Origin of the sequence: Arthrobacter sp. EPSL27, from assembly GCF_001512305.1 — a bacterium.
Lineage (GTDB): Bacteria > Actinomycetota > Actinomycetes > Actinomycetales > Micrococcaceae > Arthrobacter.
This window is the reverse complement of the sequence record NZ_LNUT01000004.1, coordinates 466,938-481,194: the sequence shown is the minus strand read 5'-3', so window position 1 is coordinate 481,194 and position 14,257 is coordinate 466,938. Positions and strand designations below refer to the sequence as shown.

The 14,257-nt window shown below is 69.8% G+C and carries 14 protein-coding genes; 11 read left to right on the top strand and 3 right to left on the bottom strand.

The window, feature by feature from the left end; translation table 11 throughout:
* Window positions 1-7 precede the first annotated feature (7 nt).
* Together AR539_RS06940 and AR539_RS06935 are read right to left on the bottom strand one after the other, a co-directional pair.
* A complete protein-coding gene (locus AR539_RS06940; RefSeq protein ID WP_442854403.1) occupies window positions 8-883 on the bottom strand; it encodes an SDR family oxidoreductase in 876 nt (291 codons plus the stop codon).
* On the bottom strand, window positions 880-2,538 hold the full coding sequence (locus AR539_RS06935; protein WP_066434054.1) for a class I adenylate-forming enzyme family protein: 1,659 nt from the start codon (window positions 2,536-2,538) through the stop codon (window positions 880-882). Before AR539_RS06935 ends, AR539_RS06940 begins: the two co-directional genes overlap by 4 nt.
* Before the next feature lie 131 nt (window positions 2,539-2,669).
* Here AR539_RS06935 and AR539_RS06930 point away from each other — a divergent pair, with 131 nt between their 5' ends.
* From AR539_RS06930 to fdxA, 10 genes are all read left to right on the top strand, one after another.
* Window positions 2,670-3,326, top strand: coding sequence for a TetR/AcrR family transcriptional regulator (locus AR539_RS06930; protein WP_231728519.1), 657 nt, complete (start codon window positions 2,670-2,672; stop codon window positions 3,324-3,326).
* Window positions 3,327-3,702: 376 nt separating this feature from the next.
* A complete protein-coding gene (locus tag AR539_RS06925) occupies window positions 3,703-4,311 on the top strand; it encodes a helix-turn-helix domain-containing protein (protein WP_066434046.1) in 609 nt (202 codons plus the stop codon).
* 160 nt (window positions 4,312-4,471) lie between these two features.
* Complete coding sequence (locus tag AR539_RS06920; RefSeq protein WP_066434045.1) at window positions 4,472-5,806, top strand: MFS transporter; 1,335 nt, start codon at window positions 4,472-4,474, stop codon at window positions 5,804-5,806.
* Between the two features lie 8 nt (window positions 5,807-5,814).
* A complete protein-coding gene (locus tag AR539_RS06915; RefSeq protein WP_066434043.1) occupies window positions 5,815-7,197 on the top strand; it encodes an FAD-dependent oxidoreductase in 1,383 nt (460 codons plus the stop codon).
* Window positions 7,194-8,444 carry a CaiB/BaiF CoA transferase family protein gene (locus AR539_RS06910; protein ID WP_066434041.1) on the top strand — a complete coding sequence of 417 codons (1,251 nt, stop codon included), beginning with the start codon at window positions 7,194-7,196 and terminating at the stop codon, window positions 8,442-8,444. The genes AR539_RS06915 and AR539_RS06910 overlap by 4 nt, the downstream gene beginning before the upstream one ends.
* A gap of 5 nt (window positions 8,445-8,449) precedes the next feature.
* A complete protein-coding gene (locus tag AR539_RS06905) occupies window positions 8,450-9,292 on the top strand; it encodes an enoyl-CoA hydratase-related protein (RefSeq protein ID WP_066436217.1) in 843 nt (280 codons plus the stop codon).
* 47 nt (window positions 9,293-9,339) lie between these two features.
* Window positions 9,340-10,314: a dihydrodipicolinate synthase family protein gene (locus AR539_RS06900; RefSeq protein ID WP_066434039.1), complete on the top strand. Its 975-nt coding sequence runs from the start codon at window positions 9,340-9,342 to the stop codon at window positions 10,312-10,314.
* A complete protein-coding gene (locus tag AR539_RS06895) occupies window positions 10,314-11,099 on the top strand; it encodes an SDR family oxidoreductase (RefSeq protein WP_066434034.1) in 786 nt (261 codons plus the stop codon). Before AR539_RS06900 ends, AR539_RS06895 begins: the two co-directional genes overlap by 1 nt.
* A gap of 31 nt (window positions 11,100-11,130) precedes the next feature.
* On the top strand, window positions 11,131-12,603 hold the full coding sequence (locus AR539_RS06890; protein ID WP_066434032.1) for an aldehyde dehydrogenase family protein: 1,473 nt from the start codon (window positions 11,131-11,133) through the stop codon (window positions 12,601-12,603).
* Between the two features lie 6 nt (window positions 12,604-12,609).
* Window positions 12,610-12,930, top strand: a complete 321-nt coding sequence (fdxA, locus tag AR539_RS06885; RefSeq protein ID WP_066434028.1) for a ferredoxin — start codon at window positions 12,610-12,612, stop codon at window positions 12,928-12,930.
* A gap of 160 nt (window positions 12,931-13,090) precedes the next feature.
* On the opposite strand, the gene AR539_RS06880 is transcribed toward fdxA, so the two are convergent.
* On the bottom strand, window positions 13,091-13,270 hold the full coding sequence (locus tag AR539_RS06880) for a hypothetical protein (protein ID WP_066436214.1): 180 nt from the start codon (window positions 13,268-13,270) through the stop codon (window positions 13,091-13,093).
* Between the two features lie 55 nt (window positions 13,271-13,325).
* On the opposite strand from AR539_RS06880, the gene AR539_RS06875 reads away from it, so the two are divergent.
* On the top strand, window positions 13,326-14,204 hold the full coding sequence (locus tag AR539_RS06875) for an HNH endonuclease (protein WP_066434026.1): 879 nt from the start codon (window positions 13,326-13,328) through the stop codon (window positions 14,202-14,204).
* Window positions 14,205-14,257: the final 53 nt, after the last annotated feature.

Here is a 14,257-nt window from a genome sequence, read left to right as displayed (position 1 = left end):
CCCGCCGCTAGGCGGTGCCCCCGGCGGTGAGCAGGCCGCCGTCGACCGTAAGGATCTGGGCGGTGATCCAGTCGGCGTCCGGGGAGGCGAGGAACGCGACGGCGGCGGCGACATCCTCGGGGACACCCAGCCGCTTGAGCGGGTACTGCCCGGCGACCTCCGCCTCCTTCCCCTCATAGAGCGCCTTGGCGAACTGGGTCTTGACGACGGCGGGAGCGACCGCGTTGACGCGGATGTCAGGACCGAGTTCGACGGCGAGGGTGCGGGTCAGGTGGGAGACCGCGGACTTGCTGATGCCGTAGAGGCCGATCCCCTCGGACGGTGTGTCGCCGGTGACGGAGGAGATGTTCACGATGCAGCCGCGCCGGCCGCGGAAGGACAGCCCGGGGTGGGACAGGGCGCCCTGCACCCAGGCGAGGGTTCCGATGACGTTGACGTTGAAGACCTTGCGGGCGGCGTCGAGGTCGAGTTCGGACAGCGGGCCGTAGACGGGGTTGATGCCGGCGTTGTTGACTAGGATGTCCAGGCCGCCGGTTTCGCGGGCGATCAGGTCGAAGACGGCCTGCTGGTGCGCGGCGTCGTCCGCCTTCCCGGCGACGCCGAACGCGGTGCCGGCGGGGAAGGACGCGACGGCGTCGTCGAGGGTTTCCTGCGTCCTGGCCGTCAGGACCACCCGTGCGCCCTCGGCCGCGAGCCGGCGGGCGATGGCCAGGCCGATGCCACGGCTGGCGCCGGTCACCAGCGCGGTCTTGCCGCGGAGCCGGCTGGGGACGGAGGGCTGGTCAGGGGTGAACTGGTCAGGGGTGGATTCGGGGGCGTTGGAGTCGGGGACGTTGGATTCGGGGGCGTTGGCTGGTTCAAGGTTGGGTCCGGTCACGTTCAGTCCTTCAGGTTCAGGCCGCGGAGTTCCCGCCGCTGGATCTTGCCGGTGTGGGTCTTGGGCAAATCGTTCAGGATGTAGAGCCGGCGCGGATATTTGTAGGCGGCCATCCGTTCCTTGGCGAAGGCCACCAGCTCGGCGTCGGTGGCCTGCGCGCCGGCTTTGAGCGAGACGTAGGCCACCACCGATTCGCCACTGTAGCTGTCCGGCTGGCCCACCACGGCGGCTTCCAGGACGGCCGGGTGCTCATAAAGGGCGTCCTCGACTTCCCGGGGCCACACCTTGTAGCCGGAGACGTTGATCTGGTCCTTCATGCGGTCCACGAGGTAGATCCAGCCTGCCGCGTCCATGATGGCGACGTCGCCGGTCCGCAGCCGGCCGCCGGGCAGGGCCGCGGCCGTCTCCGCCGGTTTGTTGAGGTAGCCCGGGGTCACCTGCGGGCCGCTGAGTTCCAGCTCCCCGGGCTCCCCGGCCGGGACCGGGGTGCCGTCGAGGCCCACCACGCGGGCCACCAGATTCGGCAGCGGCACCCCGATCGCGAGCGTGCCGCTGCCGGGGTCCACCGGCGCCACCGCACCGGGCGGCACCGCGATCACCGCCGAAGCCGTCTCGGTCATGCCGTACACGTTGTGGATGTACTGGCCGAACCGGGCCTGGAAGGTGGCCACCGTGGCCGGCGGGATCGGGGCTCCGCCCGAGTAGATGTACTTCAGCGTGGCAAAATCCGCTGCCGTCGCGTGGGGCAGGTCCAGGAGCGCGTTGAAAACGGTGATGGACCCGATCACATGGGTGACGCGGTGCCGGCTGAACGCCTCGAGAACCACGTCCGGCCGGACCCGGTTGATGAAAACGAGGTTCACCGGATGGATGAGGGAGGTCACCGCAGTGGCCACCGCACCCGTGATGTGGAAAAGGGGCGCCACGGCCAGGACGACGTCGGCGGGTGCCAGCTGCTGCCACCTCGCGTAGCCCGTGGCCACGTTCAGCACGTTCCGGTGCGTGCCAAGGGCGCCCTTCGCCGGGCCGGTGGTTCCCGAGGTGTAGGTCAGCAGTGCCACGCTTTCCCCGGTGAGCGGCGGCGCCGCCGGAACCTGGCCGGCCCGGCGCCGGACGATCGCGAGCAGGTCGTCCTCTGTCCGCTCCGGCGTCCCTGTTCCGCTGAAGACCCGCGGATCATCCTCGCTCTGGAAGTCCCGGTCTGACGTGGTGACCGCCCAGGCTACACGGCTCCCGCGCAGGGTCTCCGTCACGCCGTCGAGCGCGCTGTCGAGGCACACGATGCCGACGGCACCCGAGTCGTCGATGATGGCGCGGAGTTCCTTGCCCTTGTACATGGGGTTCAGCACCAGTGCCGTTCCGCCGGCCTTCCAGATGGCCAGGAGGGACAGGGCGAACTGGGGGATGTTCTGCAGGTAGATGCCGACGGCGGTGCCGGGACCCACACCCCGCTGTTGCAGTTCGACGGCGAGGGCATCGGCGAGCGCGTCGACGTCGGACGCGGACAGCGACTGGTCGAAGTAGGTGACCGCGGTGGCGTCCGGGTCCGCGCTGACGCGCTGGGCCCAGGCCTCGTTGATGGTCTGGGCGGCCGGTTCGACGAGGGGCTCGACGCCGTCGGGGTAGAGGGCGGTCCAGGGGCGGTCTGCGGTGTGGTTCACAGCGATGAGTCTCTTCTTCGTTGAACAGAGGACGGTGAATCATTCGTGTAATGCGTATCACTTTACCGAGCGCTCGCTCGGTTTGATCGAATATAGTGTAGTTACACAACGACGGCAAGGGGTCACGGAATATGGGCGGACAGGATGCCATGCGCTCAGGGGTGTCGGCTGCGGCAGCGAGTCCGGCCGGCGGGGCCTGGCAGGATTTCTCCCCGCCGGCTCTCCGGCCGGCCCTGGCGGCAGCCCTGGCCTGCTTCATGGAGAACGGCTACCACGGGACCACCATCCGGCAGGTGGCCACCCGGGCTGGCCTGTCCGTTCCGGGGCTGTACCACCATTTCCCGTCCAAGCAGGCGCTGCTCGTGGCACTCGACGCCGAGGCCATGGCGGAACTCTGGAACCGGAGCACGGCCGCCCTGGCCGACGGCCCGCAGGCAGTGCTCGACAGATTCGACCGGCTGATCCGCTGCCTCACCCTGTTTCACGCGCACCGGGGCGACCTTGCGTTCATCGCCCAGAGCGAGATCCGCAGCCTCGAGGGCACGGCCCGCGCGGACCACATCGCGGCCCGCGACCGCCAGCAGGCTTTGCTGAGCGGAATCATCGACGACGGCGTCGCGGCCGGGATCTTCGACGCGCCCCACCCGCGCGAGACCAGCCGCGCCATCACCACCATGTGCACGGGCGTGGCCCAGTGGTACCGGATCGACGGCGAGCTCACGCCCGAGGAACTCGCGGACCGCTACGGCAGGCTCTGCCGCCTCACCGCCGGCGCCGCCGCGGGGTGACGCAACGGGGCGCCCTCGGCATTGCGGAACCTTGGCGGCCGACCTTGCTTCACACCCAGCCATTTGCCACGAATGGCCGCTATGCCGCCGATGGTTCACCCATTTGCCACGAATGGCCGCTGTGGGACCCGGTTTAGCGGCCATTCGTGGCGATTCGACGCCACACCCCGCTCCGCTCCCGGCAAGGGAATGCGCGACGGCGGTGTTGCCGCGGCTTGGCAGCCAACCCCGCACCCCAGCTCCGCACTCCACTCCGGACCACCCACAGAAACCGTACTCCGGTAAAAATCTTCACTTTAATTACGACAGAATCATTGACCTGCTAAAAATCTTCACTATAGTTGTGTGAGTCAGGTCACCAAATGAAGGACATCGAATGACCGCCGAGAGCACCACGGGCAGTGCCCCCCTTGCCACCAGCGCACTCCTTGCCACGGTTGGCAACAAGGTCCGCTCCATGCGCAAGGAAAAAGGCATGACGCTCGCCAAGCTCTCGGAGATTACGGGCCTCAGCCCGGCCATCGTCAGCCAGATCGAACGCGGCCTGGCGAACCCGTCCTTCACCACCCTGGCGCAGCTGGCCCACGGCCTGGACATCCCGGTGGGGAAATTCTTCATCGGGCAAGAAGAAACCAGGTCGCCCGTGGTCCGCAAAGCCGAGCGCCGCAACCTGAAGGGCGTCACCAGGAAATCCGTGGGTGAGGCGGTCTATGAACTGCTCACACCCGACCTCAACGGCGCCCTGGAAGCCCAATGGATTGTCAGCCCTCCGGGCCACGACACCAGCGGCACCCCTTTCCGCCACAGCGGCGAGGAATTCGGCATCATTCTCTCCGGCCGGAAGGACATCTTCCTGGACGGCGAGTGCTACACGCTCGAGGAAGGTGACTCCATCACCTTCTCCTCGGACACCCCGCACTGGTACAAGAACAGCTACGAAGAGGTATGCGTAGCGATCTGGGTTAACGCACCTCACGCGTGGTAGCGGCGCCGACCCCAAGCGGCCCCTATCGCTTCCCAACTGTCGCGGCCTGAACCGGCCCGCTGACAGTCCTTGCCACGCATTCACCGTCCGCACACCCCGGACGGCGATGCGTCATACCCTCCCCCGCCTCCCCCCAAGGCGTCAGCGTAAGGACACGTCCATGCTCGATACACCCATGCTTGACAACACCAGGCCGGACAGCGCCGTCACGGCCCAGCAAGACACCAACAACAGCAAGAAATTCACCCCCGAGGTCCGCAAAGGCCTCCTGGGCCTCGGCCTCGGCAACGCCCTCGAATGGTACGACTGGATGGTCTTCGGCCTCCTCTCCGCCTTCATCGGACCCAACTTCTTCCCCAACACCGATCCCCTCTCCGCCACGCTGAACGCCCTCGCCGTGTTCGCCGTCGGCTTCGCGTTCCGGCCGCTGGGCGGCATTATGCTCGGCACCCTCGCGGACCGGATCGGACGACGGCGGGTCATGCTGCTGTCGATCCTGCTGATGGCCGGCACCACCCTGGTGATCGCCGTCTGCCCCAGCTACGAACAGATCGGCGTCTGGGCCGGCATCATCCTGGTGGCTTGCCGCATCCTGCAGGGCATCTCCACCGGCATCGAGGCCCCGCTCTCCACCTCGCACGCCGTGGAGCTGGTGCCCGAGGGCCGCGAAGGCTACGTCGCCGGCATCATGTCCTTCTACGTCAACATCGGCATCCTGCTCGCCTCGCTGGTCAGCTTCCTCTGCAGCCTCACCCTCGGCGGCGCCGTGATGGCCGAATGGGGCTGGCGCGTGCCGTTCATCATCGGCGCTGTCTTCGGCTTCGTGGTCGTCTACCTCCGCCGCGCCCTCCCGGAGACCATGCGCCCGGAAGAAATGGCCAACAACTCCTCCGGCGCCGTCTGGACCGGGGTCCGCAAGCACTGGCTCTCGGTCCTCGCCATCATCTTCGTCGTCGGTGCGGCCCAGGCCTACAACTACGCCTGGAACGTGGGCCTGCCCAGCGCCGCCCGCAGCGGCTTCAAGGAGGACCCGACGGCGGTCTTCGCCCTCACCACCGCCCTTGGCGTGATCCTGGTGGCCGGCAGCTGGATCATCGGCAAGCTGGCCGACGGACGGTCCATGTCCCGCTGGTTCCTCATCACCCGCATCCTGGCCATCCCCTCCGTGTTCCTCATGCTGATGTACGTCCAGCCCGGCATCGGCGGCTTCGCGGCGGTCCTGCTCGGCGGTTCCGTCGTCCTGGTCCTGAACATGACCCTCTACAACGTGGTCAGCACGTCGCTGATGCCCAAGAACTGCCGCGGCACCGGCGTGGCCCTGGGCTACGGGATCGGCGTCGCCCTGTTCGGCGGCACCGCGTCCTACCTGCTGGTCTGGCTCCAGTCCCTGAACCTCACCTGGGTCTTCCCGGTGTACGTCGCCGTCCTCTCCATCCTCAGCATCGTCTTCTACCTCGCGGCCCGCCGCACCAACGGCATCTTCGTCGGAAAGTAAGGATCCCCATGAACTCCCTTGACCCCCAAAGCTCCCTGGACCTCCGCACCACGACGGCGGGCCTCACCGCCCCGGTCATCTCCCGCTCCGACGTCCTGGTGGTGGGCGGCGGCCCTGCCGGCGTCGCCGCCGCCGTCACGGCAGCCCGCTCCGGTGCCTCCGTCACGCTGCTGGAACGCTACTCCTCCCTCGGCGGCCTCGCCTCCGGCGGCATGGTCCTGGTGCTCGATGACATGATCAACGGCCAGGAAATCACCGTCACCGGCATCGTCTCCGAGTACGTCGAACGGCTGCAGAAGCTCGGCCTCGCGATCGTCCCGCCGGCTGATGACCGCAAGACCTCCGAGGAACTCTGGAACAAGTGGGGCCGCTACGGCACCTTCGATTTCCACTCCCACACCACCCCCAAGCCCGTCTGCTACGCCGCGGCGTTCGATCCGGACGGCTGGAAGCGCGTCTCCAACGACCTGGTCCGCGAAGCCGGCGTCGACCTCCGCCTGCACTCCTGGTTCTCCCGCCCCATCGTGGACAACGGCGTCATGAAGGGCGTCATCTGCGAGACCAAGTCCGGCCCGCAGGCGTTTATGGCGGACATCGTCATCGACACCACCGGAGACATCGACGTCGCCTCCCGGGCCGGCGCCAGCTACGTCAAGGACAGCTACCTCACCACCCTTGTCTTCCGGCTCGGCAACGTGGACACGAAAGCCGCCGAAGCGTTCGAGCAGGCCAACCCGAAGGAAGCCCGCGCCATCAACCGCAAGATCAAGCGCCTCCTCGGCGGCGCCTGGGAACTGTGGTGGCTCAAGACCCCCATCGACGGTGTGGTCTGGTGCAACGCCCCGCACATGACCGGGTTCGACGGCGTGGACCCGGCGGACATGACCGCCGCCGAGTTCGCCGCCCGCGACCGGATCTCCGAGGCCGTGGACTACGTCCGCGCCCACCTGCCCGGCTTCGAGAACTGCTACATGCTGGACGTCGCCTCCCAGATGGGCGTCCGGCAGACCCGCCTGCTGGAAGGCGAGTACGTCATGACCAAGGACGACGTCACCACCCGCCGGCACTTCGCGGATACCGTGGCCCGCGGCCGCGACTACTACTACCCGTACCGCTCCCTGCTGCCCAAGGAAGTGGACCAGCTCCTGGTCGCCGGCAGGCACTACTCCGCCACCCCCGAGGCGCAGAAAATGTCCCGTGAGATCCCGCCCTGCATGGCCATGGGCCAGGCGGTCGGCGTCGCCGCCGCCCTCGCCGTCCAGAACGGCACCCTGGTCCGGGACGTCTCCGCCCTGGACATCCAGGAGGGCATGCGCCGCCACGGCGCGGACCCCGGCGACGTCCCGTCGTCGAACGCCACCCTCGATGTGGACGCGGTGGTGGGGGCATGAGCACCGTCACCGCAGAACGCATGGCGGCGGCCCCCGCCGCCGCGACGGACCCCCAGTTTGCCGGCACCCCGCTTCCCCTGGACGGGATCAAGATCGTGGACTTCACCCAGGTTTTCATGGGCCCGTCCTGCACCCAGCTGCTGGGCGACTACGGCGCGGACATCATCAAGGTCGAACGCCCGGGCGCCGGGGACATCTCCCGCAACTCGTTCCCGGACAAGGACGGCCAGGACAACCCGATCTTCCTGTCCATCAACCGGAACAAGCGCAGCATCTCCGTGGACACCCGCACCGAGGAGGGCAGGGACGTGCTGCGCCGGCTGCTGGCCGACGCGGACGTGGTGGTCAGCAACTTCCGCTCCGGCGTGATGGAACGGATGGGCTTCGGCTACGAGGACCTCAAAGCGCAGAACCCCGGCATCATCTGGGCTTCCGGCACGGGCTTCGGCCCGGTTGGCCCCTACTCGCACAAGGGCGGGCAGGACGCGATCGCGCAGGCCTACTCCGGGGTGATGTGGCGGCGCGAATCGGACGACCAGAAGCCGGCGATCTACCCCACCACGCTGTGCGACTACATCACCGGCATGCACCTCATGCAGGGCATCCTGCTGGCGCTGCGCACCCGGGAGGCCTCCGGCGTCGGGCAGAAGGTGGAGGTGACCATGTACGACTCCATGCTGCACCTGCAGATGCAGGAGGCGTGCATGCAGCTCAACCGAGGCTATGAGGTCAACTGGGGCGCCATGCCGCTCAGCGGGGTCTTCGAAACCACCGACGGCGCCGTGTGCATGGTGGGCGGCTTCACCCCGGACCCGCTGGCCCGGATCTCCGAGGCCCTGGGCCTGGATGAGGACCTCACCCTGCGGCCTGAGTTCGCGGACCTGGCGCAGCAGTTTGCCCACAAACCGGCGCTGCAGGCCATCTTCCGCGAGCGCATCGCCACCAACACCACCGAGTACTGGACCTCCCGGCTGGAGGACCAGGGTCTCCTGAACGCGCCCGTCCACACGCTGGAGCAGGCCCTCGCCGACGCCCAGACGGAAGCGAACGGCATGATCGTGGAGGCCGAGCACCCCGGCGTCGGAACGGTGCGCATGCTCAACGCACCGATCCGGCTCTCCGCCACCCCGCCCACCGTCCGCCGCGCCGCGCCGCGCCTCGGCGAGCACAACGTGGAGGTCCTGCGGGAGAACGGGTTCGACGCCGGGACCATCGAGCGCCTGCAGCAGCTGGGGGTGCTCCGGTGACCGCGGTGTCTGTAGAAAGCACGACGGCGGGCCCCGCATCGGCCGCTCCCGCAGTTCCGGACGCAGTGGACGAGGTCACGCTCACCATCGAGAACCACGTCGCCACGGTGGTGATCGACCGCCAGCACGTGCTCAACGCCGTCGACGGCCGCGCGCAGGCCCGGCTCAACGAGATCTGGGAGCAGCTGGAGGCCGACGCCGACGTCCGCGCCGTTGTCATCACCGGCGCCGGCACCCGGGCGTTCTGCGTCGGGGCGGACATGTCCAGTGCCGCGGTGGACAAGACCGGGCTGGAGTACTGGGCCGGGCTGGACCCGAACGGTTTCGGCGGCCTCAGCCTGCGCACCACCCTGGACGTCCCCGTGATCGCCCGGGTGAACGGCTACGCCCTGGGCGGCGGCATGGAGATTGTGCTCGGCGCGGACATCGTGGTCGCCGCGGACACCGCCCGCTTCGGGCTGACGGAACCGAGGGTGGGGCGCCTGGCGCTCGACGGCGGCATCCACCAGCTGGTGCGGCGGATCCCCTACACCCAGGCGATGGGCATGCTCCTCACCGGGCGGAAGGCCGACGCTGCGGAGATGCAGTCCATGGGCCTGGTCAACGAGGTGGTCCCCGCGGAGGAGCTCGACGCCGCGGTACTGCGCTGGCTGGATTCAATCCTCGCCTGCGCCCCCACCTCCGTCCGGGCCGTCAAGCAGATGGTCGCCCGGACCGGGCACCTGACCGCCGCCGAGGCGCGCGGCCTCCGGCTGCCGGCCCTGATGGCGGCGCTGGACAGCGAGGACTCGGCCGAGGGCGTGCGCGCCTTCCAGGAAAAGCGCCCGCCCGTGTGGCCGGGTCGCTGAGCATGCAGCCGCTGAGAATGCAGGAACAACCAGCTAAGGAGAACCCCATGCGGGAATCACTGGCACCCGGCGTCTGGGGCGTCGTCGCCACCCCCTTCCAGGGCAGCACCCTGGACGTCGACACCGACAGCCTGGCCGGGCTGGTGGAGTACTACCAGGCCATCGGCGCCACCGGCCTCACCGTCCTGGGCGTCTTCGGCGAGGCCGCCGCGCTGACCCCGGCCGAGCGCAGCCTGGTCCTGGAGGTGGTGGTCGAGGAAACGGACCTGCCCCTCGTGGTGGGCGTGACCTCGCTGTATACCGGCGCGGCCGTTGAGGAAATCCGGGCGGCGCAGGCGGTGGCCGGCGGGCGCCTGGCCGCCGTGATGGTGCAGGCCAATTCGGCGAACCCCGCCGTGGTGGCCGCGCACCTGAACGCCATCCACCAGGCCACCGGCGCCAAGGTGGTGCTGCAGGACTACCCGCTGGCCAGCGGCGTCAGCATCAGCACCGCGTCCCTCATCAGTGTGGTGCAGGCCTGCACCGCCGTTATCGCGGTCAAGGCGGAGGCCCCGCCCACGTCCGTGGCCATCGCGGAACTCACCGCGGCGCTGGACGTGTCCGTGTTCGGCGGGCTCGGCGGCCAGGGGCTGCTGGACGAGCTCCTGTCCGGGGCGGCCGGGGCCATGACCGGTTTCTCCTATCCGGAAGCCCTCATCGCCTGCGTCCGCGCCTGGCAGGCCGACGGGTACGAGGCCGCCCGGGACGCTCTGCTCCCCTACCTGCCGCTGATCAACTTCGAACAGCAGGCCCGGATCGCGCTGCCGGTCCGGAAGGAGTGCCTGCGCCAGCGCGGCCTCATCGCCGACGCCGGCGTCCGCGCCCCGGGGGCACCGTTCCCCGAGGTGCTCCGGCCGGGCATGCTCACCCATCTGGCCGAGGCGGCCGCGGCCCTGGACGCGCGTCCGTCCGAACGGCCGGCGTCCGCACCGGCGGCGGGCTCACCGGCGGCCCAGCACCTTGCCGCGGCGGGGAGGCTCTGATGGATCTCGGCATCAGCGGCAAGACCGCGTTTGTGGCCGCGTCCACCGGCGGCCTGGGGCTCGCGATCGCCCGCGCCCTCGCGGCGGAAGGCGTCCGCGTCGCCGTCACCGGGCGCCGGCCGGACCGCGCCAAGGAGATCGCGGCCGAGCTGGAGGCCGCCGGGCACACCGCCGTCGGCATCGAGGCGGACCTGGGCACTCCCAAAGGTGCGGCGGCCGCCGTCGAACGCTGCACCGACGCGCTCGGACCCATCGACATCCTGGTGCTCAACGGCCCGGGGCCGAAGCCCGGCGCGGCCGCCACCCTCACCTCCGATGACATCGCCGCCGCGTTCGACGTGCTGGTCAAGCCGCAGCACGCGCTGATCTCACAGGTGCTCCCCGGCATGCGGGAACGGCGCTGGGGGCGGATCCTCGCGGTCGGCTCCAGCGGAGTGGTGGCGCCCCTGCCCAACCTGGCCGTGTCCAACACCGGGCGCGCGGCCCTGGCCGGCTACCTCAAGACCCTCGCCGCCGAGGTGGCCCTCGACGCCGTCACGGTGAACATGCTCCTTCCCGGCCGGATCGCCACCGACCGCGTGGCCGAACTCGACCAGGCCGCCGCCAAGCGCCGCGGCACCACCGTTGAGGAGATCCAGCTCGAGTCCCGCAAGACCATCCCCGCCCGCCGCTACGGCGAACCCGGGGAGTTCGGCGCCGCCGCCGCGTTCCTCTGCAGCGCCCCGGCGTCGTACATCACCGGCGTCGCACTCAGGTGCGACGGCGGCCTGATCCGCAGCCTCTGACCCTCTTTACCCACCACCCGAAGGAAACCCCATGACTTCCACGGCCACAGACCTCTCCGCCGGCACCGACCGCCAGCTCATCACCGCCCTGCACCTGATCAACGGCGAATGGCTGGGCGAGGCGGACACCGAGCGGATGAACCCCGCCCGCCCCGGCGAGCTCGCTGCCCTCTCCCCCAGCGGCACCGCCGCCGACGTCGGCGCCGCCACCACCGCGGCCGCCGCCGCGCAGCCGGCCTGGGCCGCGCTGCCCGCCCCCGCCCGCGGCGCCATCCTGATGACCGCCGGCAACCTGCTCCTGGAACGGCAGGCCGCGATCGCCGAGGACCTGGTCCGCGAGGAAGGCAAGACCCTCGCCGAGGCCAAGGGCGAGGTGAAACGCGCCTCCGACGTGCTGCGCTTCTTCGGATCCCTCGGCTGGGCCGCCACCGGCGAAGTCCTGCCCAGCGGCCTGCCGGACACCACCATCACCACCCGCCGCGAGGCGCTCGGCGTCGTCGGCCTCATCACCCCGTGGAACTTCCCCATCGCCATCCCGGCGTGGAAGTCCGCCCCCGCGCTGATCAGCGGCAACGCCGTGGTCATCAAGCCGGCCGAGCTCACGCCGCTCTCCGCCACCCACCTGGCCCGTGCGCTGCAGGACGCCGGGCTGCCCGCCGGCGTGTTCAACGTGGTGCACGGCAAGGGCCGCGTGGTGGGAGACGCCCTGGCCCGCGACCCGCGCATCGCCGGGCTGTCCTTCACCGGCTCGACGGCGGTGGGCCTGGGCCTGCAGGAGATCCTCAACGCCCGCCGCGCCCGGGTGCAGCTGGAGATGGGCGGCAAGAACGGCGTCCTGGTCCTGGACGACGCCGATCCCCGCAAGGCCGCGAAGGTGGTCGCCGCCGGCGCGTTCGGGCTCACCGGGCAGGCCTGCACCGCAACGTCCCGCGTCTACGTCACCCCCGGCATCCGGGCCGCGTTCCTCGACGCGCTCACCGAGGAGGCGGCCGCGTACACCCCCGGCGACGGCCTCGAGGCCGCGATGGGCGCCGTGGTGAGCCCGCAGCAGTTCGAGCAGAACCAGGCCGCGGTGCGCTCCGCCGTCGACCGCGGCGCTGTCCTCCTGACCGGCGCGCACGACGGCGATCCTGCCGGTCCGCTGTTCTTCCCGCCTGCGGTCCTCACCGGGCTGGCGTTCGACGACGCCGCCGTCACCGAGGAGATCTTCGGGCCGGTGGTGGCCGTGCTGGAGGTCCCGGACTACGAGGCCGGTCTGGCCGCGATCAACGACTCCCGGTACGGCCTCACCGCCGGGATCTGCACCGACTCGCTGGCGTTCTCCACGGACTTCGCGGCGCGGGCGCAGGCCGGGGTCATCAAGGTCAACCGCCCGACGGCGGGCCTGGACCTGAACGTCCCCTTCGGCGGGGTGAAGGACTCCTCCACCAACACGTTCCGCGAACAGGGGAAGTCCGCGCTGGACTTCTTCACGTGGGGCAAAACCGTCTACACGGGTGTGTAGCGCGCCGTGACGTACGTGATCGCGCAGCCCTGCGTGGATGTGAAGGACAAGGCCTGCATCGACGAGTGCCCGGTGGACTGCATCTACGAGGGTGAGCGGGCACTCTACATCCACCCGTCCGAGTGTGTGGACTGCGGCGCGTGCGATCCGGTCTGCCCGGTGGAGGCCATCTACTATTCGGACGACGTGCCGGACGAGTGGGCCGACTACGTCCGCGCCAACGTGGAGTTCTTCGAGGAGTTGGGGTCGCCGCAGGGCGCCTCGACCCTCGGGAACCTGGGCCGCGACCACCCCGTGGTGGCGGCCGAGCCGGCGGCGGTGCGCTGACTCTCAGCGCCGCCCGGCCCCGCCGGTTTGCCACGAATGGCCGCTACTGCGCAACACCGTTCCACCGGTTTGCCACGAATGGCCGCTAAGCACCCCCGCTTAGCGGCCATTCGTGGTGAATGGCCGATGTGGGGTCGGGTTGGGGGTGCAGAGCCACCGGCTAGAAGCGGACCAAGGAGTACGGGATGCTGGGCAAGTTTCCAGCGGTCCAAGGCCGTTCGGACTTCTCCACGGGGAGGTGTCCACGGCCGTCGCGAATCACCAGCACCACCGTGCCAACGATGGCGAGGAGTGAAACCGCCGCGAGGACAACCAGCAGCGCAACAAAGGACCCGGTCATGTCCAACACCTCTGGTACTAATTTTACGCTCGCCGGTTCCTGCGAGAATGGCCCCATGAGTGCCATCATCCTGGGCTGGGACCCGGACCGCCGGAACCACCAGGCCGCCGTCGAACGCGTCGCCGCGACCGGACTGCACCTGGGGCGGTGGAGGGTTGGCGGCCAGCTGGATGCCACCGCCGGCACGGACGTCTGGCTGCTCTTGGAGGGGGACCGCGGCCGGGGGCTGATCGGCCACGGCGTGGTGCTTCCGGAGCAGCCCGACGCCGGACCGCCGCCGTCCGTCAGCCCGCAGTCGGCTGCCGCCGGGCCGGACAGCACCGCGGTGTACGTGCACATTGCAGTGGACTCCCTGCTTCCGCCCGGCGAGCAGATTGCCGTCGGCCTCCTGGCCGAGGCCGTGCCCGGCATCCCGTGGGAAGCCGGGCACCCGGAGGGGCTGGGCGTTGAGCCGGCCGACGAAGAAGCCATCCGGTCCCTCTGGCGGAACTACGGGCCTCCCCCGGGCCTGGACCCCACCCTGCCTGCGGCCGGCACGTACCCGCAGCACGCTGTCATTAGGGCCGCGGTGAACCGCTACGAACAGGACGCGGATGCGCGGCGGGCGTGCCTGGCCCATCACGGCACCAGCTGCGCGGCCTGCGGGTTCTCGTTCGAGCAGAAGTACGGCGAAATCGGCAGGAACTTCATCCCGGTGCACCACTTGGTCCCGGCCGCCCTCCTTGGGAGCAGCTACGAGCTGGATCCCCTGGCCGACCTCGTGCCGCTCTGCGCCAACTGCCACGCCATGGCGCACGCCGGGGTGGCAACGCCCCGGACCGTGGCCGAGCTGCGCCGGATCATCGCCGACGCCGGCTTCCTCCCCGGCGCCACCGTCACCGACGAGCAACTGGAGGCCCAGCGGCAGGCCCGCCAACTCCTCGGGCCGCAGTAGCTGGTTCACGAACCACACCCGTTAACCCACTCTTCGCCCGGCCGCCACCCGTC

Excerpts from the sequence above, each read along its gene's own strand:
- AR539_RS06930 (WP_231728519.1), top strand. The coding sequence starts at position 2,670 with ATGGGCGGACAGGATGCCATGCGCTCAGGGGTGTCGGCTGCGGCAGCG.
- AR539_RS06925 (WP_066434046.1), top strand. The coding sequence starts at position 3,703 with ATGACCGCCGAGAGCACCACGGGCAGTGCCCCCCTTGCCACCAGCGCA.
- AR539_RS06920 (WP_066434045.1), top strand. The coding sequence starts at position 4,472 with ATGCTCGATACACCCATGCTTGACAACACCAGGCCGGACAGCGCCGTC.
- AR539_RS06915 (WP_066434043.1), top strand. The coding sequence starts at position 5,815 with ATGAACTCCCTTGACCCCCAAAGCTCCCTGGACCTCCGCACCACGACG.
- AR539_RS06910 (WP_066434041.1), top strand. The coding sequence starts at position 7,194 with ATGAGCACCGTCACCGCAGAACGCATGGCGGCGGCCCCCGCCGCCGCG.
- AR539_RS06900 (WP_066434039.1), top strand. The coding sequence starts at position 9,340 with ATGCGGGAATCACTGGCACCCGGCGTCTGGGGCGTCGTCGCCACCCCC.
- AR539_RS06895 (WP_066434034.1), top strand. The coding sequence starts at position 10,314 with ATGGATCTCGGCATCAGCGGCAAGACCGCGTTTGTGGCCGCGTCCACC.
- AR539_RS06890 (WP_066434032.1), top strand. The coding sequence starts at position 11,131 with ATGACTTCCACGGCCACAGACCTCTCCGCCGGCACCGACCGCCAGCTC.
- AR539_RS06880 (WP_066436214.1), bottom strand. The coding sequence starts at position 13,270 with ATGACCGGGTCCTTTGTTGCGCTGCTGGTTGTCCTCGCGGCGGTTTCA.
- AR539_RS06875 (WP_066434026.1), top strand. The coding sequence starts at position 13,326 with ATGAGTGCCATCATCCTGGGCTGGGACCCGGACCGCCGGAACCACCAG.